General features: G+C 40.0%; 22 protein-coding genes and 1 other RNA gene. 5 read left to right on the top strand and 18 right to left on the bottom strand.

The features are described from left to right. Positions 1 to 116: 116 nt before the first annotated feature. Positions 117 to 1,898 carry an ASKHA domain-containing protein gene (locus BUB93_RS07280; RefSeq protein WP_073270643.1) on the top strand — a complete coding sequence of 594 codons (1,782 nt, stop codon included), beginning with the start codon at positions 117 to 119 and terminating at the stop codon, positions 1,896 to 1,898. A gap of 40 nt (positions 1,899 to 1,938) precedes the next feature. Here BUB93_RS07280 and ilvN read toward each other — a convergent pair whose 3' ends face one another. Beyond that, entirely contained in the window at positions 1,939 to 2,436 is a 498-nt protein-coding gene (gene ilvN / locus BUB93_RS07275; RefSeq protein WP_073270642.1) for an acetolactate synthase small subunit, read from the bottom strand. Between the two features lie 60 nt (positions 2,437 to 2,496). Then, positions 2,497 to 4,122 (bottom strand): biosynthetic-type acetolactate synthase large subunit, encoded by a 1,626-nt coding sequence (gene ilvB / locus BUB93_RS07270; RefSeq protein ID WP_073270639.1) that lies wholly within the window; start codon positions 4,120 to 4,122, stop codon positions 2,497 to 2,499. 163 nt (positions 4,123 to 4,285) lie between these two features. On the opposite strand from ilvB, the gene BUB93_RS07265 reads away from it, so the two are divergent. Beyond that, positions 4,286 to 5,401, top strand: a complete 1,116-nt coding sequence (locus BUB93_RS07265; protein ID WP_073270637.1) for a hypothetical protein — start codon at positions 4,286 to 4,288, stop codon at positions 5,399 to 5,401. 14 nt (positions 5,402 to 5,415) lie between these two features. On the opposite strand, the gene BUB93_RS07260 is transcribed toward BUB93_RS07265, so the two are convergent. From BUB93_RS07260 to ssrS, 3 genes are all read right to left on the bottom strand, one after another. After that, complete coding sequence (locus BUB93_RS07260) at positions 5,416 to 7,563, bottom strand: transglycosylase domain-containing protein (RefSeq protein ID WP_073270635.1); 2,148 nt, start codon at positions 7,561 to 7,563, stop codon at positions 5,416 to 5,418. Positions 7,564 to 7,597: 34 nt separating this feature from the next. Continuing rightward, positions 7,598 to 8,488, bottom strand: a complete 891-nt coding sequence (locus BUB93_RS07255; RefSeq protein WP_073270633.1) for an RluA family pseudouridine synthase — start codon at positions 8,486 to 8,488, stop codon at positions 7,598 to 7,600. Between the two features lie 96 nt (positions 8,489 to 8,584). Beyond that, positions 8,585 to 8,761, bottom strand: a non-coding RNA gene (gene ssrS, locus BUB93_RS07250) — 6S RNA. 135 nt (positions 8,762 to 8,896) lie between these two features. Here ssrS and BUB93_RS07245 point away from each other — a divergent pair. Both BUB93_RS07245 and rpsT read left to right on the top strand, forming a co-directional pair. After that, positions 8,897 to 9,727, top strand: a complete 831-nt coding sequence (locus BUB93_RS07245) for a prephenate dehydratase (RefSeq protein ID WP_159432071.1) — start codon at positions 8,897 to 8,899, stop codon at positions 9,725 to 9,727. Positions 9,728 to 9,818: 91 nt separating this feature from the next. After that, positions 9,819 to 10,079: a 30S ribosomal protein S20 gene (gene rpsT / locus BUB93_RS07240; RefSeq protein WP_073270629.1), complete on the top strand. Its 261-nt coding sequence runs from the start codon at positions 9,819 to 9,821 to the stop codon at positions 10,077 to 10,079. A 76-nt stretch (positions 10,080 to 10,155) separates the two neighbouring features. Here the strand turns inward: rpsT and holA are convergent, their stop codons facing one another. Genes holA through BUB93_RS07225 form a run of 3 tightly spaced genes read right to left on the bottom strand, consistent with a single transcriptional unit; the run spans position 10,156 to position 14,168 of the window. Continuing rightward, positions 10,156 to 11,178 (bottom strand): DNA polymerase III subunit delta, encoded by a 1,023-nt coding sequence (gene holA / locus BUB93_RS07235; protein WP_073270627.1) that lies wholly within the window; start codon positions 11,176 to 11,178, stop codon positions 10,156 to 10,158. After that, entirely contained in the window at positions 11,175 to 13,469 is a 2,295-nt protein-coding gene (locus tag BUB93_RS07230) for a DNA internalization-related competence protein ComEC/Rec2 (RefSeq protein WP_073270625.1), read from the bottom strand. Before BUB93_RS07230 ends, holA begins: the two co-directional genes overlap by 4 nt. A gap of 39 nt (positions 13,470 to 13,508) precedes the next feature. Continuing rightward, positions 13,509 to 14,168: a helix-hairpin-helix domain-containing protein gene (locus tag BUB93_RS07225; RefSeq protein ID WP_073270622.1), complete on the bottom strand. Its 660-nt coding sequence runs from the start codon at positions 14,166 to 14,168 to the stop codon at positions 13,509 to 13,511. 121 nt (positions 14,169 to 14,289) lie between these two features. Here BUB93_RS07225 and BUB93_RS07220 point away from each other — a divergent pair, with 121 nt between their 5' ends. After that, positions 14,290 to 15,540 (top strand): D-alanyl-D-alanine carboxypeptidase family protein, encoded by a 1,251-nt coding sequence (locus BUB93_RS07220; protein WP_073270620.1) that lies wholly within the window; start codon positions 14,290 to 14,292, stop codon positions 15,538 to 15,540. 7 nt (positions 15,541 to 15,547) lie between these two features. Here the strand turns inward: BUB93_RS07220 and BUB93_RS07215 are convergent, their stop codons facing one another. The 10 genes from BUB93_RS07215 to BUB93_RS07170 form a co-directional block, all read right to left on the bottom strand. Then, positions 15,548 to 16,387, bottom strand: a complete 840-nt coding sequence (locus tag BUB93_RS07215) for a histidinol-phosphatase (RefSeq protein WP_073270619.1) — start codon at positions 16,385 to 16,387, stop codon at positions 15,548 to 15,550. A gap of 3 nt (positions 16,388 to 16,390) precedes the next feature. Next, positions 16,391 to 16,930: a GNAT family N-acetyltransferase gene (locus tag BUB93_RS07210; RefSeq protein ID WP_073270618.1), complete on the bottom strand. Its 540-nt coding sequence runs from the start codon at positions 16,928 to 16,930 to the stop codon at positions 16,391 to 16,393. A gap of 14 nt (positions 16,931 to 16,944) precedes the next feature. Then, entirely contained in the window at positions 16,945 to 18,741 is a 1,797-nt protein-coding gene (locus tag BUB93_RS07205; protein WP_073270617.1) for an ABC transporter ATP-binding protein, read from the bottom strand. Then, positions 18,741 to 20,546, bottom strand: coding sequence for an ABC transporter ATP-binding protein (locus BUB93_RS07200; RefSeq protein WP_073270616.1), 1,806 nt, complete (start codon positions 20,544 to 20,546; stop codon positions 18,741 to 18,743). The genes BUB93_RS07205 and BUB93_RS07200 overlap by 1 nt, the downstream gene beginning before the upstream one ends. A 131-nt stretch (positions 20,547 to 20,677) precedes the next feature. Then, positions 20,678 to 21,304 (bottom strand): V-type ATP synthase subunit D, encoded by a 627-nt coding sequence (locus tag BUB93_RS07195; protein WP_073270614.1) that lies wholly within the window; start codon positions 21,302 to 21,304, stop codon positions 20,678 to 20,680. Positions 21,305 to 21,327: 23 nt separating this feature from the next. Then, positions 21,328 to 22,695, bottom strand: coding sequence for a V-type ATP synthase subunit B (locus BUB93_RS07190; protein ID WP_073270612.1), 1,368 nt, complete (start codon positions 22,693 to 22,695; stop codon positions 21,328 to 21,330). Positions 22,696 to 22,706: 11 nt separating this feature from the next. Beyond that, complete coding sequence (locus tag BUB93_RS07185) at positions 22,707 to 24,473, bottom strand: V-type ATP synthase subunit A (protein WP_073270611.1); 1,767 nt, start codon at positions 24,471 to 24,473, stop codon at positions 22,707 to 22,709. Then, entirely contained in the window at positions 24,463 to 25,080 is a 618-nt protein-coding gene (locus BUB93_RS07180) for a V-type ATP synthase subunit E (protein ID WP_073270609.1), read from the bottom strand. The genes BUB93_RS07185 and BUB93_RS07180 overlap by 11 nt, the downstream gene beginning before the upstream one ends. Before the next feature lie 14 nt (positions 25,081 to 25,094). Further along, positions 25,095 to 25,394 (bottom strand): V-type ATP synthase subunit F, encoded by a 300-nt coding sequence (locus BUB93_RS07175; protein ID WP_073270607.1) that lies wholly within the window; start codon positions 25,392 to 25,394, stop codon positions 25,095 to 25,097. 9 nt (positions 25,395 to 25,403) lie between these two features. Beyond that, positions 25,404 to 25,823: an ATP synthase subunit C gene (locus tag BUB93_RS07170; protein ID WP_073270605.1), complete on the bottom strand. Its 420-nt coding sequence runs from the start codon at positions 25,821 to 25,823 to the stop codon at positions 25,404 to 25,406. Positions 25,824 to 25,828 lie beyond the last annotated feature (5 nt).

Genomic DNA, 25,828 nt, shown 5'->3' with positions numbered 1-25,828 from the left:
TTCAATCTTATCAAAGAGTATAGTCTTTGTCAATAAATTATTTAAACTTGCTACTAAATTTATAATCGTTTAAAATTAGACTATAAGCTACCTACACCAAGCAAAGGAGACTGAAAATGGATAAAAAGATTACAGTTAAATTCCCTCTTCTCAACAAGTCGCTGGAAGTCGAACCCGGAATAAAAGTATCTGACGCATGTGCTATTGCAGGCTACCCGTTAAATCTTGTATGTGGCGGAAAAGGCACCTGTAAGAAATGTGCCGTGGAAATCAAAGAGGGCGGTCACCTTAAAAAAATTCTATCTTGCCGAGAAACTGTCTATGACAACATGCAGATCATGCTAAAAGAGGATGTTCAGAAGGCGCAAATCTTAACATCATCATCTTTGGATGAAATCAACTTCAAACCTTCAATCAGGTCTTTGCTATTTAAACGGGAGGAACTCAAAACAGAACTTGGACAAAACAATTGGGATGTTTTGCATAAATTATTAGGCAAAGAAGTAGAGTATCCGACTTTGGAAATATTCCAGAAGATGTCTTTTGTTTATCATAATCCTGAAGGAATAAATGTCATCTTGAATAAAAATAAAATCATCGATATCCAACCAGCCGGATATTCATCAAAGCTATACGGCATAGCCTTTGACCTTGGGACCACTTCCGTAGTAGGATATCTGTACGATCTTAATGAAAATATTTTAATAGGCATCGATTCTACCCTCAACAAACAGACAGAGCTTGGAGGAGATGTTATAAGCAGGATCGACCAAGTCATCAATGACAAAAATAAACTTTCACGATTGCAGCAGCTTGCCATTGACTCACTAAACCAGATAGTGGAAAACCTTTGTAGAGAAAATGAAGTCACAGCAAAAGACATATATCATGCGACCCTATGCGGAAACAGCACCATGCAGCATCTGATTTTAGGCTTTTATCCGGAACACCTTGGCAAGGCTCCTTTTACCAGCACAACCCACGGTGCGGTCGAGGCCAAAGGGGAAATCCTAGGCTTGAAGATAAGTCCAATGGGCATCGTCTCATTTCTCCCCTTGCTGGGGGGATTTGTGGGTGCAGATACTACAGCAGTGCTTTTGTCTCTGCCCAAGGATGGCAAGGCTAGGCTTGTGATAGATTTGGGCACTAACGGAGAGATAGCTGTGGGAAAGGACACCTCTTATCACGTCTCCTCAACGGCATGCGGTCCTGCTCTGGAAGGTGCAGGTATAAAACATGGCATGCGCGGAACTGACGGGGCAATCGAGAAGGTTTCTATGGAGGATGGCAAACTGTCTTACCAGGTAATAGGAAACATAAAGCCCCAAGGCATATGTGGCTCAGGAGTTATCGATTTGATGGCATTGCTTTTCTCACAGGGAGTAATAAACAAAAGAGGTGCTTTTGTTCCTATTGATAAAATCGTTGACAATGACTTGGCTGCAAGAGTCGTTACAAGGGAGGAACAAAAGGTATTTGTCCTGGCTTTTAAAGAAGAGTCTTCCCTAAATGAAGATATATATTTTTCTCAAAAAGATATACGACAGGTACAACTGGCCAAAGGAGCCATATATACAGGCTGCGTAATGCTTATGGAGGAATACGGAATAAAGGGTGAAAATCTTACAGAAATCATCATAGCCGGCGCTTTCGGCAATTACATCGACATAGAAAAAGCCCAATCAATAGGAATGCTCCCCTGGTTCAAAGGTGTGAACGTAAAATCTATAGGAAATGCCGCAGGCACAGGGAGTCAGATGTATCTTTTGTCAGAAGATAAGCAAAACGAGTGTAATGAGATAGCCGAAAATGCCGTCTTCGTAGAACTTGCAAACAATAAATCCTTTGCGACCCAGTACATGACCAACACATACTTCACAGATTTACGTTTGCGATAAAGAAAAGCCTGCTTCGATTCTATTTCGAAACAGGCTTTTCTTAATTTTCTTTAAGTACTTTATCTCCTCTTTGCAGCCCGGTTGCACCCGATCTTATAAACTCTAAGATTCCGAATGGCTCCATGAGATTTGTAAATGCTTCTATTTTCCCTGCATCACCTGTAAGCTCCAGTATAAGGCTCTCATGAGCGACATCAACTATATTTGCTCTGAAGATGTTTGATATCTCGATAATATTCGACCTAGTCTCATTGCTTGCCTTGACCTTGATAAATACCAGTTCCCTGCTTATGGAGTCCTGTGTGGTCAGTTCTATGACTTTTATAACCTCCACCAATTTGTTAAGCTGCTTTTTTATCTGTTCAAGGATTTGTTCGTCTCCGATGACCACGATAGTCATCCTTGAGAGACTTTCGTCCTCGGTAGTTCCTACCGTCAGACTATCGATATTAAAGCATCTTCTCGCGAAAAGTCCTGCTATTCTGCTTAGCACGCCTGAATTGTTTTCAACCAGTAAAGATAATACATACTTCTTCATTGTCTACCTCCCGTTACACTTAGTCTGTTATTTGATTTACCATCAATGCCTGATAAGTCGTCATAAAGTCCTGATATCAGGGTCTATATTACATTGTATCAGACAAGGTTCGTCGGTTGCCAGTACTTCATCTAAAACTTTTTTGAAATTTTCCATATCGCTGACTTCATGTCCGGTTATGTTATAAGCTTCAGCTATTTTGACGAAATTGACCTGAAGATTTAAGTCTACCCCGTAGCTTTTGTCCTTGCCATACAAGTCCTGCTGTATCTCTCGCACAAGACCCAGTTTCCTGTTATTCAATAAAATTATCTTAATCCCCGCATTTTGTTCCCTAACTACAGCTAGTTCGCCGAGACACATCTGGAAACCTCCATCTCCAATTACGCACACCACCTGCCTGTTTGGATTTGCCATCTTAACTCCCGTAGCGGCAGGCACGCTGTATGCCATAGTTCCAAGGCCACCTGATGTCATGAATTTTCTTTCCTTTTTGATTTTGTAATTTAAGGCGGACCATATTTGATTCTGACCTACATCTGCCACAAGGCAGGCATCATCATCCATCTTTTCTGAAAGATGACTTATAAGCTCTTTAGCGTTTATCAGTCCCGATTGTGTTTTATAATCCAAGACTGACAAGCACTTTTCTTTGATAGCTTTGATTTCATCATGCCATGAAGAAAAATCCATATTGTCCGATTTATCAATGAGCTCTCCCAATATTATTTTTGCATCACCTACGATAGGAAGTGTATATCCCACGTTCTTGCCTATCTCTGCCGGATCAATGTCTACGTGAATGAATTCTATTTTTGGGTTGAGCTTTGAGAATCCTGCTGTCGCCCTATTGGACATCCTAGCGCCAATGGTTATCAGCAGGTCAGTCATACCTATGATTTCACTGGAATAGGGATATCCGTGGCTTCCAACAATTCCGGCATAGAGACTGGAGTCCTGAGGAAAACCACCTACTCCCATCAAGGAATTGATTACAGGTATATTTGTCTTTTCAGCAAATTCAAGGACCTCTTTTTCGGCATGGGAAGATAGGATGCCTCCGCCAGCATAAATGACCGGCCGCTTGGCTGACTTGATTCTTGAAACAGCCCTCTTAATCTGCCCTATATGGCCGGAGAGCGTAGGATTGTATCCAGGTATATCTATTTCATTTGGATACTCAAGCTTAATCCTGTCTTCTTGAATATTTCTCGGGATATCAATCAGTACAGGCCCTTTCCTTCCGGTATTTGCTATATAAAATGCTTCTTTTATTATCCTTGGCAAATCCTGGGCATCCCTGACGAGGTAATTATGCTTGGTAAATGGCTCAGTTGCCCCTTTTATATCTGCTTCCTGAAATGCATCGGTACCTATCAGATCGGTATCTACCTGTCCGGTTATTATCACTATAGGAATTGAATCCATATAAGCGGTTGCAATTCCAGTAATTGTATTAGTCGCCCCAGGTCCTGATGTGGATATGCACACGCCGACTTTATTCGTCTCCCTAGCATATCCGCTTGCATAGTGCACAAGAGACTGCTCGTTTCTGACAAGTACATGCTTTATGTCCGATTCCCTGAGGGATTCGTAAATCGATATCACTGCCGCGCCCGGATATCCAAAAACAACATCGGTGTTTTCTCTTTCCAGACATCTGATTATCGCTTTTGCCGCCTTCATCTGCAACCATCTCCTTAAAGTATTTCTATATATGATAAAGTAACAATTTGACAAAGTCAATGATTTTGTTTTTCTTTCACGGGAATTGATAAAAGCTCTTTTTTTTTCTATAATGGAATTGTGAGCATCCGGCAACACAAAACAAATTATTGGGGAGGCAGATTTGATAAAAACAATTGAGGTATCGACTAAAAAGCAGCTGCGGGATTTCGTCTCATTTCCCAAAAAGCTTTATTCTGGTAATCCCTACTATGTACCCCGGCTTGCTATAGACGAATTGTCTACCCTCAACACTGATAAAAACCCAGCTTCTGAACACTGCACGTCCAAGCTTTGGCTGGCAAAAGACAACGGCGTCACTGTAGGCAGGATAGCTGCGATCGTCAACTACAAGTATATCGAAAAATGGGGACTTAACACTGGTCGATTCGGTTACGTCGATTTTATCGAAGATTTCAAGGTTGCGGAAGCCTTATTCCAGGTTGCCCAAAATTGGTTAAAGAGCCTTGGCATGGATCAAATCCATGGTCCATTGGGCTTTTGCGATTTAGACCCTGAAGGGATGCTCGTGAGTGGTTTCGACAAAACTTCCACATTCACTACGATTTACAACTTTCCTTACTATCCAGTTTTTATGGAACGTCTTGGCTTTACAAAGGACGTAGAATGGTATGAATACGAAATCGATATACCAAGGGTTCCTCCAGCCATATTGGAGAAAGTATCAAACCATGTATTGACTAATCATAACCTCAGGATACTGAACTTTGATAAAAAAAGAGACTTAAAGCCGTTCATTCCAAAAGTTTTTCGGCTGATCAACTCTTCATATTCCGATTTATACGCAGTTACAGAGCTTTCGGACAAACAGATTGAATATTATACCAAGCAATATCTGTTTTTTTTCAAAACTGATTTCGTCAAGTTGGTCGTCGACGGGGATGACAACTTAGCTGCCTTCGGGCTGGCTTTGCCTTCTCTTGCCAAAGCCATGCAAAAATGCCATGGTCGTCTGTTTCCTTTTGGTTTTTTGCAGATTTTCAAGGCTTTAAAGCAAAACGACAGAGCTGAGCTTCTCCTGATTGCAGTGGATACCAAGTATAAAAAGACGGGAGTCAATGCCGTAATATTGAAGGCTATAGTTCAAAACAAAAAATATAATATAACCAAAGCTGATTTGAACCCTCAGTTGGAAAACAATTTACCCGTTAGGACCCAGTGGCGATATTTTGATTCTGTACATAATAAAACGAGACGCAGCTATATAAAAAAACTATAAAGCTACGTCTATTTCTACCTTTGAAATATTTCTCTTAATCTGTCGAGTATGTGGGATTTGTCGCATTCTTCAGGCACATTCTCAGGCAGATAAAATCTAACTTCCTTATCTTTCTCCAAGCATTTGCCTTGTGCAAACAACTTGCCTGTGCTTCGATCCACCTCAACCCTTAGGACTCTGACATTTTCAAAAAAGTGAAGGTCTTCCTCCAAGACGGAAAGTTCAGCTATCATGGTTTCATCCACGTATGGGGAACCACCGCTTATTGCATTTTCATCCAGCAATACATAAATAGTTTCCAATTCGTAACCTGATTCCCCTGAAACCAGGTTATAATTGCTGTTTAGAAGATAGTCTCCTATGTTAGACATGTACTCGCCGTATCCCCATGCACAATAGCTTCCCGAACCACCTATTCCCTTGCGGTCAGGATTTCCCAACCATATAGAGGTCGTAGCGTTTCCGGTAAAGCCCACAAACCACAAATCCTTGCTTTCTGAACTAGTGCCTGTTTTCCCTCCGGTCACAAATTTGTTGCCCGCATTTTTCCCTGTCCCTCGCACCACGTTGTCAACGAGAATTCCACTAATATATTCAGCAATATCTTCGTCGATGATGTTATCATCTTCAGTCTGGCTTAAGTTTTTTCTGTAAATATTCCTTCCATTGCTGCCATCTACCGATAGAATACTCCAAGGATCAGTCTTCGCTCCTCCATTGGCAAAAATCGTATATGCCGTGGCCATGTCCAACGGCGTAACTCCATATGTCATTCCTCCTAATGCTGTAGGCAGTCTGAAATCCTCTTTGTCAATTGTTTGTATCCCCATTTCTTCTAAATACGATAAGGTTTTTTCAATTCCCAAATCATTCATGGTCTGGACTGCAGGTATATTTAGGGATTGCACAAGCGCCTGCCTGATTGTGACATAACCGTAATATCTGTTTGAGAAATTCGACGGTGAATAACCATTAAAGTCTGTCCGTCTATCCACTAACAGTGTATTTTCCTGAATTATGCCTTCTTGTAAAGCCGCTGAATATATCAACGGCTTTAATGTGGAACCAGGCTGTCTGGGCGTCGATGCGAAATCAATATCGCTTGTTCCACCATAATAGGCAAGAATTGCTCCATTTTTTGCATCAATGGTAACAATAGCCCCGGTAGCTTCTGTCAAACTATAATTTTCTATTGCTAAAGATACGCTTTCAACAGCTTTCTCTTGGATTTTTGCATTTATAGAAGTATAAATCCTTAGTCCATCCCTTTTCAAGCTTTCCAGGGCTTCACTTCTTGCCTCTTGGTCTTTGTCTATGTAATTAGCATCCTTGTATATTTCTGTGTACTCATCTATCACAGTCCTTATGAAAGCTTCGTAGTTTTTTTTGTACCTACCGACTTTTTCCTCACTGCTAGAATTTCGTATCTCAAGTTCTTCAGCTTTTGCTCCAACAGATGCATCTTCTGTTATAAATCCCTCTTCTACCATTCTTTGAAGCACTTTTTCTTGCCTAGCTTTTGCTCTGTCAAAGTACACATCAGGTTGATAGGCGCTTGGAGCCTGTGGAAGCCCCGCTATCAATGCACATTGGGCAAGATTAAGCTCCCAGACATTCTTCCCAAAATAGCGCACGCTGGCTTCTTGAACGCCATAAGCTCCTCCTCCCAAGTATATCTCATTCAGATACATCTCTAAGATCTGCTCTTTGCCGAACCGTTTCTCCAACATCACCGCCGTTTTAATCTCTTTTATCTTTCTAGCTGCAGTCTTTTCCGTAGATATTTCTTCAAATATATTCCTAGCCAACTGTTGCGTAATGGTGCTTGCACCTTCCGATATTGTCCCCGCTCTGAAATTAGTCAAAAACGCCCTTGTTATGCCTACAAGATCAAATCCGTTGTGTATGTAGAACCTATTATCTTCCACAGCCACTATAGCATTTTTTAGATCTTCCGGTATTCGGTCGAGTGTCACGTATGTTCTGTTTTCTTCGTATATTTCTCCAATTTCTTCACCGTCATCGGAAAATATTATGGTCTTCTGATTCGGCTTGTATTCAAACCCCTCTACATCCGCCGCTTCTATGGATAAAAAGAAAACCACTGCAGAAGCAGCTATTAACAATATTAAAGCTGCAATAATCATCAACGCTCTCTTCATTTTTTCTCCTTTATTATGCTATAACCACATCATTTTAGATTTTTTCAATCAAATTTTTCATATCCTCAGGAATCGAGGCTTCGACCTTTATCTTCTTTCCAGTCCTCGGCTGAATGAATTCCATTTCGCCGCTGTGCAAAGCTTGCCTGTCGATCATATCCGAATTTCCGGGATTGTATAGCGGATCTCCTGCCAAGGGATGCCCCAAGGCTTTCATATGAACTCGAATCTGATGTGTCCTGCCTGTTTCCAAGTCCAGCTTAACGAGGGAGTAAATGTTGTTGGATTTTAAGACATCATAATGTGTTACGGATTTTTTCCCTTCCGCCATAACGCTTCTTTCAAAGGATTCATCTGATTCTCTGCCAATGGGCAGATCTATGGTCCCTGAGTTGTCCTTTAATACGCCATGAACCACTGCAAAATAGGTTTTTTTAATGTTTCCTTCTTTCATTTGACTCTGTAAATGCTGATGTGCAAATTTACTCTTGGCAATCACCACCAAGCCGGTAGTATCTCGGTCTAGACGGTTTACGAACCTTATCTTTGCCTTGATATCTTTTTCAGAGAAGTAGTAAGCTACCCCATTGGCCAGGTTGTTTTCTTGATGGCTCCTAGTAGGATGCGTGACCATCAGGGCTTCTTTGGCTACAATGAGCAAATCAAGGTCTTCGTATATTATCTTCAAGTCTATCTTTTGTGTCGGAGCATCGATCTCTTCAACAGGCATCAATACGGCTACCTCGTCTCCCTGGGATAGAACTCTGTCCATACGGGCAGTTTTCCTATTTACAAGCATTTTGCCTTCCCTTTTGATGAACCTAATAAGTCTGGAAGAATAACCTTTGCAGTCCGCCAAGTAATTCTTAAGGGAAATTTCCCCACAGTTATTTTTATAAACAAACGTATTATTGTCTTCTTTCATATTCTCCTCAACCCGCTTAATATATCACTTGAAATTTTATTTTTCCTTAAGTAAAAAATCGTTTCCCTACAATAAAAAATAAGCACCAAAAGGTGCTTTATTCCCGAAATGCCGTTCTCTGAATTTTGACGCCTAGAAAGATCTAGGTGGGTGTCCTGTCTCAAACCTCTGTCTTCCACTTAAAGAGGCATGACATACGCTCAAGAACTTCGAACTCCCTTATGAATGTTGTAGGTTCAAAATATCAGAGTACCTCGAACATTTCAGGAATTGATTTATATTCATTATAAACCAATTCAGATGATTTAGGAAGTAAATTTTTTGAAATTCCCCTTACTTTCGATCAGTTGATTATTTTCTTTTTATTCATTATAATGAATAGAGCTTATAAAAAAGGACGGATATATGATGAAAAAGTTAAAAATCGCCTATCAGGGAGTACCGGGATCATACAGCTACCAAGCCATGCATGAACATTTCGGAGAAAATATAGAATCAATTAACAAACCGCTGTTTGGAGACGTTTTTGAAACTGTTGAAAATGGAGATGTGGATTTTGGGATTATTCCCTTTGAGAATTCCACAACAGGAGGGGTATACGAAGTTTTTGATCTTCTGGTATCCTCAACGGCCTTAATAGTTGGCGAACGGTGCATTGAGGTCAAACATAATCTTTTGGGCATCAAAGGCTCTTCTATCGATGATATAAAGACTGTTTATTCCCATCAACAGGCACTTGACCAGTGCAGCCGCTTTATCAGAGGCCGCGGCTTGAGTCCTATTCCCACAACTAACACAGCTATCAGCGCCAAGCTTGTCAAGGATAAACAAGATAAAAGCTGTGCGGCCATCGGTAGCGAAATGGCAGGCAAACTATATGATCTGGAAGTCTTGGCAACGGGAATAAATAATTACTTCAATAACATAACCAAGTTCATAATAATTGGAACTAATCCTGTTATGTCTGACGACAAGGATAAAATAAGTCTATATTTCACCACTCCACACAAACCCGGTGCATTGTATAGCTCCTTGGGCATATTTGCAAAAAATGATATCAATCTTTTAAAGCTTATATCCCGACCAACTAGAAACACGCCTTGGGCATATTCTTATTTTGTAGATGTTGAAGGAAACCTAGGTGCCAAAAACGTAACCGCGGCACTTAAAGAGCTCGAAGACTTATGCCCCAAATTCAAAATTTTAGGCAATTACAAGGCCCATAACATAGATGTCTAGTTGCCCTTCAATATTTGTAAAAAACCCTTGAGTTTTCAGTGTTAAAGTGATAGAATATCTAATGTTATAAAGAATGAGGGGTGGTGAAAACATGGCAAATATCAAATCAGCTATGAAAAGAGCTCAAATCGCAGAGCTAAGAACTGTAAGAAACAGAAGCGTTAAAACCGGTATAAAAACTAGCATCAAAAAGTTCGAGGTGGCTCTTGATTCTAGAGATCCGGAAACTGCTCTTGCCGCTTTTAAAGTTGCTGTTCAAAGACTTGATAAAGGTGTTGCAAAAGGAGTGCTTCATAGAAACTCAGCTGCAAGAAAGAAAAGCAGCCTTGCAAGAAAACTTAATGCGATGTAAAAACCCCGTTCTATATTTCCCACAACGTGTCTAAAAAAAAGACTACTCAAAGTAGTCTGTTTTTTTTTGCCTGCTATCATCTAAAATCGTACAACAAAAGCTCCAGCAGTACTTTCGGGTCCGCTCTTGAGCTTTTTAGCAGGATATCGATTCTGGCACATCTGTTGTAGGCTTTTTTAAGTTTATCAAAATCGAATCTCCTCGATTGCCTCAACGCATTGTTGACCATAAAAGTTCTCAAACCCGTCAAAGAGGCAATATTCTCCGTTGAATACCCTTTCATTTTAAGGATTTTGCACTGATACATTATTCTGAACTGTCTAACTATCATGGAAAGAATCTTTATAGCCGGCTCTCCACTATCAAATAGGTAATCCAATATCTCAAGTCCATCTTTCAAATTGCCTGTTCCTATGTGATCCAACATTTTAAATATATTCGACTCCATGCTTTTAACCATTATTTTTTCTACTTCTTCCTGAGTAATAATCCTGTCATTTCCCCCCAGGGATATCAGCTTTTCAGTTTCGTTTTCAATATCACCCAAGGTCATTTTACTGTCTTTCCCAAGGTAGTCCATCCCTTCAATAAATAAATCCATAGCCTTTTTATCTATTGTTTTGCCGGATATCCTTATACGCTTTGTAATCCATCTTTCAAGATCTTTTCTCTCCAGCTTGGCGCATTCCACTAAACTTCCATTTTTTGCTATGTTTTTATACAACCTTCTCTTTTTATCTATTGTCTTGCTTATAAAAACCAGACATGTACTTTTGTTTGGAGAATTCAAATACTCTATAAGCTTGTCTCCATCCTTTTCGTTTCCTCCGGTATTTGCAAGCAAGGGATAATCAACTATCAGAACCATCCTCTTTTCGCTCATAAAAGGCATCGTTTCGCACTGACTTATTATGTCATCCGCAGTAGTGTTTTTGTCGTCTATCTTGTGGTAATTGAATTGTTCAAAGCTCTCATCTACTAATGCCTTCTTTAGATTTTTCACCATCATCGATGATAGGAGATATTCTTCCCCATACACAAGATATAATTCCCCTATGTTATTATCTTTTATATCCTTTAAAAGCTCTTTATAATTCATGGATGCTCCTCTATATAAGTTTTGATATTTACTTTCTCCCCATCGGTTACAAACTCAACTGCTCCGTTTAAATCTGTACGTAAGTATTTTATACCTTCCCCAGCTAATCTTTCAAGTGTTTTATCCGAAGGATGTGCATATCTGTTGTTTCTACCCACGCTTATTATTGCATATTCAGGATTTACCAAAGCCAAGAATTCTTCTGTCGTCGACGTGTTGCTCCCATGATGTGGGATTTTTAAGATTGTGCTGTCTAAATCTTTGTTCATTGCTACCAGCTCTCTTTCCCCTTCTTCTTCGATATCTCCGGTAAATAAAAACGAAACTTCGTCATATATTAATTTGAGAACCACTGAACTGTTGTTTGCATCCAAATAAATAGTATTGTCACCTGGGTAATAAACTGTCATATTTATATCCTTTGACAATCCTATCTTTTGGTCTTCTTTTGAATAGACTATTTTGGATCCGGCTTTTACTCCTCTTTCAGCCAAAATTTCAAACCCCTCATCTTCCAATGGATTTATCATTATGTGTTTAATATTGACAGCATCTATTATTTCTACAATCCCACCTATATGATCATAATGGGAATGGGTGCATATTACAAGATCCAACTTCCTGATGTTTTTGCTTAACAGTGCTTTTAAAACCACATCCTCGCCGATGCGTCTGTTATATGATCCTCCTCCATCTATCAATATGTTTTCTCCTCCCGGGGCCTCTATGAGTATGCTGTCTCCTTGTCCAACATCCAGTGCTGTGACTATAAGATTATTGCTGAAAAAATGCACGGGGACTATTAATAGCCACAGAAGGCATATCCATATGGTTAATGCCGCCTTTCGACCTCGAATATCCAAATAAAAATAACCCGCAAGGCTAAATAAAAAAGTGTAGTAAAGCAATATAAATGATGTGGACATTGTAGGTACTGTAATATATGAAAATCCGTGACCAATAAAAGATTCAGTAATGGCAAAACACAAGTCTGCCAACCTGTCAAATAATGACATCAGCGTGCCTGATGCCACATCAAACATTGCCATTAGAGGCATCGCCGTCATAAAAGTCAGCAAGATAAAGCCTGCTATTGGAACTACAATAAGGTTTAGAATAAAAGAAACCAGGGAGATCCCATTGAAGATGTAAGAGATAATGGGAAATGTGAATGTCTGAACAACGAATGTAATAGCCAGTGCATCCATAGGCTTTTTCCAATTCTCTTTTAAAAGGCGAGAAAAAATCTCCTTGAGGAAAGGATAAAAAACGGATATGGCAAAGACCGCAGAGTAAGAAAGAAGAAAAGAAGATGTGTAAACAATCAGCGGATTCACGGCCGCATTGACGCATCCTATAAAAAAAAGAGCGTTAAGAGTATCGTAAGAAAGCTTATAAGCCTTCGCCAACTGGTGCAAGGCTGCCATCGATGAAGCCCTGGCCACGGATATGCTAAAATCGCATAAAAAAGCATACAGCATCAATAGTATACACACAAAAATGAAACTTGTTTTTCCGGACATCTTTAATATGGATGCCAAAATCAACAAAAAACCGTATATGAACCCCACGTGAAGTCCAGAAACAGCCAATACGTGGGATATTCCACCTTTGGTAAATATCCTGGAATCATCATCATCCATGCTTTTGATGCCAAACACCAAACCCTTTAGAAAATCCCCATTTCTTTTATCCATTTTATCTTCAATCTCATCTATGATTCTTTCTCTAAAGTCGACTATGGGCTTTAGCAAAGGACTTATATCCCTTCTTATAAGTTTGAGAGATTGGGAATCTGCGTAGAAAACAGAATAAACGCCTTTTGACCTCAGATAGAGATTATAATCAAATCCTCCCGGATTTCTCTTTCTGTCTGGAGCATACCCTATCCCTGTCACTTTTATTACATCGCCTTTTTTTATCTGCACATCATATTCGCTTATGTTTATATAGCACTGAACTTTCTCCCCCAGACTTTTGACGTGCAGAATGAAACCTGTATTTTCATTTTTAGTTGATGGAAAGCTTGCCACCCTGCCTTCAATTGAAGAATTTTGACCAAACTCCATGCCGGATTGGCTTTTTATAAAGTATGTCGACCTGCCAAATACAATCGCTAAAAACAATACGACCAGCACCCCTGCCAAATATTTTTCGCTAATCTTCCTGCATGATCCTATGGCTAGTGAAACAATGGGTACTAGAAAAAGCAAAAGAAGCATCCTATCGTAATAAATCGAGGCTGATATTGCTATTGAACCGGCAAACAATAAAATAAACAGACGTCTCAAAACATCACCGCTTTCATTTTTTATGCACCTTCTTGATCGTCAATTCGCAGTTATCATATCCTTAATCTTATCGAACGTCTTATCCCCGATTCGATTAACATTTTTTATATCATCTATTGAAGCAAATCCGTTATTAGACTGCCTGTAGTCTATTATGCTCTGAGCAATGGTCGAACCAATTCCTGGAAGCGTTTCTAGCTCTGTTTTCCCAGCCGAATTGATATTGATTTTGTTGCTTGTCGTGATTTCAGCATCACTGCCCCCTGCATAAACGCTATCCGGTATTTTGGGCTCATTGATATTGCCAATCACCACTTTTTGCTGGTCTGTCAAGAGAGATGCCAGGTTTACGCTGTCATAATCACCATCCTTTGTTATTCCCCCTGCTTTTTCTACGGCTTCGTAGAGTCTCGATCCACTTTTAAGCTTGACCACCCCGGGGCTTTTTACTTCACCGGAAACATGTACATATATTTCAGGCTCCTCTTCAGCCATATCCTCTTCTCCACTGATAATATCATTGTCTAACAATTTTTCTTCTGCTGCGTTTTCTTCCATATTTTTTTCAATTTCATAGTCCGACGACAAAGATATGTTTCCTTTGGTGAATCCTGTATAGAATAAAATAAAAGCGCTGAGAATCAGCAGGCTAATACCAATGATCCATAAGCTTTGCCTGTCAAGCTTTCCTTTGATCACAAAAACCACCTCCTTCTATCTTTTTCTACATATATTTACATTTACCTTTTTTTTAATTTTATTTTGATTTTAAGAGATAAATTTATTATACTGTTAAGAGATAAAACTACGGAGGATGCAGATGTTTAGAAAAGTTCTTTTAACACTTGCAGCATTATTTCTTTTTTCAGGATCAAATACCGTCAACGCACAGCCTTTAGTAGAATCAGAGGCTGCAATTTTGATGGATGGAAATACAGGTCAAGTTCTATTTGAAAAAAACAGCCATGATATCCACTATCCTGCCAGCATAACTAAGATTCTCACAGCGCTCATTTTAGTGGAAAACACCGATCCGTCTGACAACATAATCGTTGGAGAGGATGTTCCTTTTCTCATAGAGAGAGGCAGCAGTCAGGTTTATCTAATACCCGGAGAAGTCCTAACTGCCGAGCAGATGCTAAATGCATTGATGATTGAATCAGCGAATGACGCTGCAGTGGCCATTGCCCAGCATATCAGCGGATCCATAGAAGAATTTTCTGCTTTGATGAATAAACGGGCTAAAGAATTGGGAGCGACTGATACCAATTTCACAAATCCCAGCGGACTACACGACGACAATCACTATACCACAGCCTATGACATGGCCATGATAATGAAAGAGGTCATAACGCACCCAGAGCTTAGGGATGTAATGACAACAATCAATTACAAAATCCCTAAAACCCAACACCAGGAAGAAAGATATCTCTGGACTAAAAATAGGCTCATAAGGTCGCCATCTAACGAATACTACTACGAAGACGTAACTGCTACAAAAACCGGATTTACATCAATGGCCGGAAATACTCTGGTCACGTCTGCTGCTAGAGATTCATTGAGCCTGATAACCGTGGTGCTGAAATCAAGGGGAGTAATGACCTATATCGACACATGCAACATGCTGGATTACGGATTCGATAATTTTACCACTACTGTGCTTTCTGAGCCAAATCAGCTGGTAAAATCGATTCCCTTCGCTGGTGAAAATTTGGACCTACTCGCTGATAACAGGCTGGTGTGCACGATCCCTAAGGATCAAGCGAGCCTAATCGACGCAAAGGTATTGGTAAGTGAAAATCTTGACCTTCCTTTGGACAAAGGCGAAGTCGTAGGAGAGGTGGTTTACACCCTCAAAGGAATCGAAATCGGGAAGGTGGCTTTGCTGTCAGCCCAGGCAATTTCAAAGCCATTTAACCTAATTGACCTTGTAAAGTCAGTTGCAGGCGCGGCATTTGCAATACTGCTAGCGTCATATTCAGTGCTTAGAGTATATGTGTCCAGGCAAAATAGAAAGATCAGAAGAAGAAAAAAGCTAAAAAAAATAAAGAATGAATATTCAAAATTCTGACCCAAGGTCAGAATTTTGTTTTTATCCACTCTTTTCCATCAAACGCATATATATGATCAATCCCTTTTGAAATCAGCAAGTCTCTCGTTTCGCCATAATAGAAATCCATTCCTTCTAAATCGTGGCTATCTCCATTTACTGTAATCTTCACATCCATATCTTTTATCAAATCGAGTATCCAATGACTTGGATAGAAGCAGTCTGCTCCATATCTTCGTATTCCTCCTGTATTTATTTCAATTACAGACCCGTATTCTTTAACTATTGATAAAAACCCTTTAACAACATCTACGTACCACTGATCTTCTTCATTGAACAAAATACTATTTTTGTTGTTTTTCTTTATGATATCCATATGACCTACTATATCCGGATTGCTCTCTTTTACCATTTTGGACATTATTTCGTAATATGTTTCCACGGCTCTTCTGCCATCACCATGGAAGGTAGTCTTTATTCCCTCTTCAACCCCTTCGAATGCATCATCAACGAACCAGTATCTATCCTCATCTGTTTTCCCCAGTGCATGGACAGATCCTATGAAATAGTCGAGCCTTTCCATATGATTTTTCATTACAGGGTTTAGTCCACGGTCAAAAAAGTAGTCTATTTCCATTCCTGTATAAACCTTAATCTTGTCTTTGTGTTTTAACTTAATCTCTTCTATCTCGTTAAAATACTCCTCGAGCATTTTCTCATCCATAGTCCAGTGCTCTTCCTCTATCGGCGCATGAGAGCTTATTCCGATGTGTTCAAAGCCGGCCTCAACAGCTCTTAACACCATATCTTCTATAGTGTTTTTGCCGTCACAATACGTACAGTGTGCATGGTAGTTGGTTTTTATCATTTGTCAGTCCTCCTCATTGATTTTTGCATATCTATAATGATCCATCCATTTCCCGTTAATTTCCAAGAATTTATGCGACATCCCTTCTTTGGCAAATCCCAATTTTTCAGCCACTCTGATTGATGCATAGTTGTCTTTCACCATATTAATTTCCACTCTGTGCAAGCCAGCAACCTCAAAGACAAAATCCAGCACTTTTTCACATGCTTCGGTTACATATCCTTTGTTGACTTCAACCGCATCGAGCTTGTATGACATGAAACAGCTCTTGAAATTGCCCCATATGATGCAATTGATGGTAACAGATCCTATTAAATTCCACGTGTCTTTTTTAAATATCCAAAACCTGTATTCCTCATCATTGCAAAATCGGTCCTTTTGATTCTTCAAGTCAAAGAAATGATATTTGAGGCTATAAAACTCCTCATTTCTTTTCGGCTCCCATTTTCCCAAAAATTCGGCATTGCGCTTATAGTAATCTGCTACTTTAGCTGCTTGCCTGGGATTAGGCATTTTAAGCATAAGTCTTTTAGTTTCAAGCATATGTAAAGTCCCCCTTAAATCGCATCAGACGGTCTATGAAAAAACTGGCTTTGAACCAATGAGTAATAATCTCCTCTTTTGCTCATAAGCTCATCATGGCTGCCCATCTCTTTTATTATACCCTTTTCTATCAATAAAATCCTGTCTGATGACAATACAGTGGATAGACGGTGAGCAACTATAAACGCAGTCCTTCCCTTCATCACCTGGTTGATGGCCTTTTGTATATAGACCTCCGTCTGTGTATCCACAGAGGATGTTGCTTCGTCTAAAATAAAAATTCTTGGATTTCTTATCACAGCCCTGGCAAATGATATCAGCTGCTTTTCCCCAGTGGATAATTTACCCCCACCTTCTCCGACCTTGCTGTCATAACCTCTATCCAGCTTCACTATGAATTCGTGGGCGTTTACCACCTTAGCCGCATTTATCACTTCTTCCATGGTTCCTCCTGGCTTGCCAAAGAGTATATTTTCTTTTATTGACCCACTGAAAAGGTGAGGACTTTGTAGTACATATCCGATTTTTGAATGAAGCCATCCCAAAGATCTTTTCTTGTAATCAACTCCATCAAGGGTAATCTCTCCTGACGTGGGTTCGTAAAACCTGCATAGGAGATTTACTATGGTGCTTTTTCCTGATCCCGTCTCTCCAACCAACGCTATCTTTTCTCCAGGTTTTACACAAAGGTTAAAGTCAGACAATACAGGTTCTCCCTTCAAATAGCTGAAATTAACATTTTTAAACTCTATCCTCCCATTTAACTCCACTTCTTTTTCATTATCAATATCTATTACAGCTTCAAAATCACCTACCGTCTCTTTTGTTCCCAATAAGGCGTATACTCGCTCTGCTGAAGCCTGAGCCTGTTGAAACTCTGATATTACCCTTGCGAGCTCCCTTATAGGCTCGAAAAATTGCGCCGTATATGTTATGAAAAGAATCAAGACTCCTAAAGATACGCTCCCCTGTGCAACTCCTGAACCACCTTTGAATAGAACCAAGGCTGAACCGATAGAACCGATGCTTATAGCCAAGGGCATAAACATCGAGGTAAAGATTGCAGCTCTGATTGATTTTATCCTCATATTATCAGTAGCGGACTTAAACTCTTTGAAACTGTTTTCTTCCAACGCCAGGGATTTTGTCGTTGTAGCTCCGCTTATTCCTTCGCTAAATAACGAAGTTATCTGGGAATTGATTTTCCTAACCCCTCTGTACTCTTTGAGTATTTTTAGCTGAAAAAATCTGCTCAAGACGGCAAGAACGGGCACCACGGACAGGGCTACCAAGGCCAATCTCCAATTATAGTAAAGCATGAATCCTGCTATAATAACCATCATGGACAATCCCCAGACCAGATCCACAACTCCCCAGGATATGATCTCACCGATTTTTCTTATGTCCGACGTCATTCTGGCCATTATCCATCCTTTAGGTGTTTCGTCAAAATAAGAGAAGGAAAGTCCTTGCAACTTCTCGAATGCTTTTTTTCTGATTCCGTATGCAAATCTAACCTCGACCTTGCCCGCAGCCTTGATGAACAATAGTATATTCACCGCTTGCCATGCAACGAGACAGGCGTACAGCAATGCAAAAACACTCAACCCTTCAGAGCTTTCAGGTACTATGAATCTGTCTATCGCAACCCTTGTCATCTGGGGAAAGATGCTATCTGCCAAGGAAACGCTTATCATAAGCATCATCACTGCTATCATTTCTTTTTTATATTCAGTCAGATCTTTTATAATTTTAAGCCAAATCCGCTTATCCAGTTGACTCTCGTCAGTTTTATTTATTATTTTTTCCATCAGTTCCCTCTATGCCCGGTCATAATGTTTCCATTAAAAGTATTTTGATGATCCCAAATTTCTTTGTACAAACCATCGGCAACAGCCAATTCATCGTGTTTTCCCTGCTGTACTATCCTGCCTCCATCCATTACGATGATTTTGTCGGCTTCCATGGCTGTTGAAATCTTGTGGGTGATTATCAGGATGGACGCTTCTTCATTTTCCGCCCTGAGCTCTTTTCTGACCTGTCTTTCGGTCTTGGCATCCAAGGCGCTTAATGAGTCGTCAAAGATGAGTACGGAAGCTTTGTCGATGATGGTTCTAGCTATCGCTATCCTTTGACGCTGACCTCCGGACAAAGTCACCCCCTCTTCACCTACATAGGTTTCATAACCCTTTTCAAATCTTATTATATCTTTGTCGATTGATGCCGTTTTAGCCGCTTTAAAAATTTGTTCCTGCTCACTCTTTCCGTAGATATCTATATTTTCAGTTATAGTTCCTGAAAACAGAAATGGCTCTTGAAGCACCAACCTCACACTTTTTCTCAGCCATGTTTTTTCAATGCTCCTCAAATCAATGCCATCTATCAATATCTTACCCTTTACCGGTTGATAAAATCCTGCCAGCAAATGCGCAAGGGTGGACTTTCCCGACCCGGTTTTTCCCAATACCGCAAGCACTTCTCCATGCTTGATATCAAAATTGATGCCGTCTAGGATCTTTCTTTTGGGATCGTCCGAGTATGAGAAAGCTACATCTTCAAATTTTACATTGCCTGCTATTTGAGGCTTCAATCCGGTTTCGACATAATCCTCTTCGTCTTCAAGCAGTATCATTTGTATTCTTTCTACCGAAACGAGGGCTTTGCCAAAGTCAGCTATAATGTTTCCCATTTGCCTGATTGGCCAAACTAACATCGTGACATAGGATGTAAATGCTACCAATACGCCCAGCGTAATCTCTCCTGATAGATTCAGGTAAACTCCATATACGAGTACCAGCCCTATTTGGGAAAAACACAAAAAGTCAGAAATAGACCAGTACCACGCCAAATCTGAAAGCAGTTTATAGGATTTATCCCTGTATTCCGAATTTTTCTCTCCAAAAACCTTGATTTGAGCGCCTTCAGCACCAAATGCCTTTACGACTCTTATGCCGCTTAGATTTTCCTGTATTACAGTTGATAATTCAGCTTCAGCCTCATCTGCAATCTCAAATCCACTTTGAATCTTCCTGAAGAAAAACCAGGCAAACAAGAAGATCACTGGCGTGAGGGATACAGCTGAAATCGTCATCCTCGGACTTAACCTCCACATCACATATACCGAGAATAAAACCATTAGCGCCACTTTTCCCGTTTCCACAAGTTGAAGCGCTAAAAATTTTTTTAATGTCTCCATATCGGAGGTAGCTCTTTGGATTAAATCACCTGTATTTGCATTCTTGTGATATGAAAAAGGCAGCCTTTGGATATGATTAAATAACCTGTCTCTGAGATTTTTTACAGTTCCCTCAGAAGCACTTGCGGATAATTTGCCTACAAAGTAGAGCAAAAAGCCTCTCAGCGCAGTGAAAACCACATACAAAAAGGCAAAAAACCAAAGATAGCCAGAAAGCGACTCTATCTTAAGCAGTTCCATGATTCCCGCCACTATAGGATTTTCGACATTAAGGTCCCCGATAGAATTGTCCACTGCTATTTGAAGAATCAGCGGGTTCACCAATGAAAACCCTACTGACAAGCCCATTAGGATTGCAGCTATCAAATAAGTTTTTTTATATCCTCTCATATAAGAAAAAAGGGGCAAAAGATTTTCCACGTTATCCTCCGTAATTTTATAGTTACAGCCATTCTATATAGTATATCGTATTACAAAAAATCATCTTTGGCGATAAAAAATTTGCCATAGAAGCGTTAAAATCACTTTTCTATGGCAAATAAACTTTATAGTCAGATTCCGTCATTCTGCTTTTTTTTAATTATCTTAAGCCTGAAAAAATCTTCCCGCTCTTTTTCGTCTATGGTATCAGTAATGAATTTAATTTGACCTTTCAGTCGAGGCAAATGAATCTTTTCCAGCGCATTGGCTCTTTTTTGAGTCTTTCTGATTTCCACAGAAAGTTTGTATGCCGCAGTCTCAACCCTTGCCAGTTCATAGGATAGGTACTTTACCTCATTAAGGGCAAAGATAGCGATATCCAATGATGGATTACTCCTGTAAAAACCGTACTGGGGCTTTATTTTTTCAGTTTTATTATAAATAACCTCGGGAATCTCGACTCCCATTACACTTTTAAAGCGTATTTGATAGTCCTCTTCCTTGTTGATTCCCAAAGTGACTTCTTCAAGGTTTGTAAGTCCCATGGTGATGCTTGTATGTTTAACCGCTTCATAGGCTTGATTGAATTTTTTTTCGATTTCGACTTCGATTTTTTTTGCGGCTTCTATAAGGCTCATCATTTCTTGAATCAAGACGGTCCTCTTTTTGTCCAGCAGCTCAAATCCTTTTTGAGAAAAATCCAATGCTCCTTTACTTTTGAGCAGATTTGCCTTTGTCGGTGTTATTTTACCCGGCATCCTCTCACCTTCAATCCTATTTATTAATAGTACTCTTCAACCAAAGCTGGATTAAGCCTGTTAAGCTCAGTTACAGGAAGAGTTCTTAAAATATCCCATCCCAGATCCAAGGTCTCATTCATTGTCCTATTTTCTTCGAATCCTTGAGCTATAAATCTCTCTTCAAATTGCCTGCCAAACTCTATATACTTTTTATCTATTTCAGTAAGATCATCTTCGCCGATTATTTGAGCCAATGCTCTAACTTCCTGGACTTTGGAATAACAGGCAAACAATTGATTTGCAAGGTCAGGATGATCCTTTCTAGTATAACCTTCTCCTATGCCGTCCTTCATTAATCTTGACAATGACGGGAGTATGTTTACAGGAGGGTAAAAGTTGTTTTGAAAAAGCTCTCTGCCCAAAACAATCTGTCCTTCCGTAATAAAACCTGTCAAATCAGGAATAGGATGGGTGATATCGTCATTGGGCATAGTGAGTATAGGCAAATATGTTATGGACCCTGGATTGTCTTTCAACATTCCCGCCCGTTCATACAAGGACGCCAAATCTGAATATAGATATCCTGGATATCCTTTTCTGCTGGGCACCTCTTCCCTTGCAGAAGAAACCTCCCGTAAAGCCTCACAATAGCTAGTGATATCGCTCATTACCACGAGAATCTGCATACCTTCTTCAAAAGCCAAGTACTCAGCAGCAGCCAAAGCACACCTTGGGGTGTTGATTCTCTCTGCTACCGGGTCGTCAGCATAGTTAATAAACATTACCACCCTGTCCATTGCATTTGCCTCAATGAAGCTTCTTCTGAAAAAATCCGCATCATCGTGCTTTACGCCTATAGCAGCAAATACTATCGCAAAATCCTCATTTGAGCCTTCACTCAACCTTGCTTGCCTAACGATCTGGGCTGCCAATTCGTTGTGGGGCATACCGTTTCCCGAGAATATAGGCAATTTTTGCCCCCTGATTAGAGTTATTAATGCGTCTATGCTCGAGATCCCTGTCTGTATGAAATCCCTAGGATATTTTCTGGCTACGGGGTTGATGGGTCTACCGTTTATATTGTATCTTTTTCTGCTATAAACCTCCCCTCCGATGTCGTCTGGTCTTCCCAGACCATCGAAAACCCTGCCCAGTATATCTTTGGATAAAGGCAGCTCAAACGCTTCGTTCTTAAATCTAATCGAAGAATTATCTGTGGAAAGTCCTGATGTGTTTTCAAAAACCTGTATGGTTACCTTGTCTTTTTCGAGACGAATCACTTTCCCTTTTTTTATCTCGCCGTCTTTGCTTTTAATATCTACGACCTCACCGTAAGCCACACCTTCTACGTTTGACATCTCAACAAGAGGACCTACGACTTTATCTATTTTTAGATATTCTTTTTTCAATTCTATCCCCTCTATTCAAGATATTTTTGGTTTAATTCGTCATAGTAAGTGTCTATCATAGAATTTATCTCATCTATCTTAGTCAGATCTTTATTGGGCACTGTATACTTCATTTTGATAAGCTCGTCAAATATTTCTCTGTTTTTTATCTGGGATATGGGTATGCTGAGAGCTAATGAACTTTTGCATTTTTCATACAGATGGTCTATTGCCTTAAGCATCTTGTACTGCTTTTCCAGTGGCACAAATGTGTCCTCTTTGTTGAAAGCATTTTGCTGCAAAAATCCCGCTTTAATTATTTTTGAGATCTCTAATATTATCCTTTGATCATCCGGAAGTACATCCTCCCCAACCAGCATGACGATTTCCAGAAGTTTGTTTTCCTTGTATAAAAGCTCCAGCATCTTATTCCTTAGAGGTATCGCCTCATCTGAAAGGTTCTCTTCGTACCAACCCTCCAACACCTTAAGATATCCGCTGTAGCTGTCAAGCCAGTTTATCGCAGGATAATGTCTGGCATATGCCAGTTCTTTATCCAATGCCAGGAATACATTTACGTACCTCTTAGTGTTTTCAGTGACCGGTTCAGAGAAATCTCCCCCCGCCGGTGAAACAGCACCAATTATGGTTACAGAGCCTTCTTTTTCACTCAATGTTTTTACATAACCTGCCCGTTCATAAAATTCAGCTACCCTCGAAGACAGGTATGCAGGATAGCCTTCTTCAGCAGGCATCTCTTCCAGCCTGCCCGATATCTCCCTTAGAGCCTCTGCCCATCTCGATGTAGAATCCGCCATTATAGCTACGTCATAACCCATATCTCGGTAGTATTCCGCCATGGTGATCCCTGTGTAAATACTAGCTTCACGGGCTGCCACCGGCATATTGGAAGTATTGGCGATGAGCACGGTTCTTTCCATGAGAGGCCGATTTGACTTGGGATCGATCAACTTTGGAAAATCTTCCAAGACTTCCGTCATTTCATTACCTCTTTCACCGCATCCAATATATATTATGATATCAGCGTCGGACCATTTAGCCAGTTGGTGCTGGGTCATGGTCTTACCGGTACCAAATCCCCCCGGAATAGCACATGTGCCCCCTTTTGCCAGTGGGAAAAACATGTCGAGGACTCTTTGTCCTGTAACAAGAAGCTTTTCTATTTCTTTTCTTTCTCTAACCGGCCTGGCATTTCTCACAGGCCATTCGTGATACATTTTTAATTCTATAGTCCTGTTTTTATTCTTAAGCACAACCAGAACGTCTTCGATTCTATATACGCCATCTGAAACTATTTTTTCCACCACACCGGCACAGCCTGGTGGAACCAACAATTTATGCTCTATCAATCCTGATTCTCTAACAGAACCGAAAATCTGTCCAGGTTCGAGTTGATCACCTTTTTTGACACTTAATTCCACTTGCCATTCTTTGTCTTCGTCCAAGGATATCATACCTATTCCTTCCGGTATGAAATTTTTGTTGATTTCATCTATCTTCAGCAATGGTCTCTGAATTCCATCAAAAATATTTCCTATCATGCCCGGACCCAGCTTAACAGAAAGAGGTTTACCTGTAGGGATTATTTCCTGTCCTAGTTTAAGTCCCTCTGTTTCCTCATAAACCTGCACGGTACCGGTCTCGCCATCTAAGATTATGACTTCGCCAATGAGCCTTTTCTCACCAACCATGACCATCTCCCGCATTCTAAATCCTGACATTTTCTCTCCCTTTATTACAGGTCCGTTTATCATTGTTATTTTTCCGTTAACGATCATTTTTAAAGTCCTCCTCCAACATCTCGTTGAAGATCAACCCGGTTTCATTCTGATATTCTTCCAGCCTAGACCGCAGGGTGTAATCTATTCTCTCCATATTATTTTCGCTTTCAATGATGAATCCGCCGATGCACCTATCATCCCCAGCGGCAACTCTAATTCTGGGATATGATTTCATCAGTTTTTCTGCAAATTCAATTCTGTCTTTTTCTTTAATATATATAACCGCATCTTGATTTAAGATGAATTCTTTATATATATCGATCATTTTAAATAGCCATTTTTCATAGGCTTCCGATTCTGCGAAGCCTTCTAGACTGCTTTCTATGCTATCTTCCAGATCCTCCAACAATCTGTTTTTAAGTTTAAACACCTTGTCCCTAGCTGTGATTTTAGCTTTGGAAACAACCTTTTGGCGCTCAAGCTCATGCTTCTTTTTGAGTTTAACGTTTCTGATCTCACATTTTTCCTTTGCTTTCAGCTCAGATTCTTTGATATTTTTTTCACTCTTTAATTCAGCCTCTTTAATTAAATTTTCAGCTTCATTAAGCTCTTTCTCGTATACATATTTGGAAAAGGTCCTGATTTTATCTTCAACTGTTATCACGGGTTCTCCTCCTGTCACAATCCGATGGATTCCTTTATATAGTTTGTTATTTTTTCCTTGTTATTGTCATATCCGTGCCTATCCGGTATGACAGTTATAAGCGGAAGGTCGTTTTTTTCTTTATGGAGTATCACTTCCTCTTTTATCCTGTGATAGATCTTTTCAGTCAAAAGAATAATTCCATAATCTTTACTTGCCGCATCCAAAAAAACAGCCTTTGCAGATTCAATGTTCTGGACATATGCACCTTCTATGCCTGCAAGTCTAAGACCTACATATGTATCCCTGTTATCGCTTATAAGATATGATTTCATTTCGATTACCTAAAGTGCCCCAAGAATCATGATGGAAATAACCAACCCATATATGGCAATCCCTTCAGCCAGACCCACATATATAAGCGTTTTTCCCAGCATTTTTTCATCTTCCGATATTGCTCCCAGCGCGGCTGATCCAACATTTCCAACGGCTACACCACTTCCTAGGCAAGCCAGTCCTGTCGCTAGAGCAGCCCCCAGATATCCAAGCCCTGCATTGCTGTCAGCACCCTCGGAAGCGCGGACTACATCTGGAATCAATATTAATACAGCCCCCATCATCATCGGAATGAACAATGATAAATTCATCTGTAAAAACTTCTTCAACTTTCTATTTTCAACACAACCCTTTTTAAGATAATAAACACCTGCTGAAATAGTTGCAAATATTATTATTACCGCACTGTACAAAATAAAATTCAACATTTTGT

This window comes from Alkalibacter saccharofermentans DSM 14828 (assembly GCF_900128885.1).
Lineage (GTDB): Bacteria > Bacillota > Clostridia > Eubacteriales > Alkalibacteraceae > Alkalibacter > Alkalibacter saccharofermentans.
Note: the sequence above shows the minus strand (reverse complement) of the source record. Positions and strands in the feature narration are given on the sequence as shown.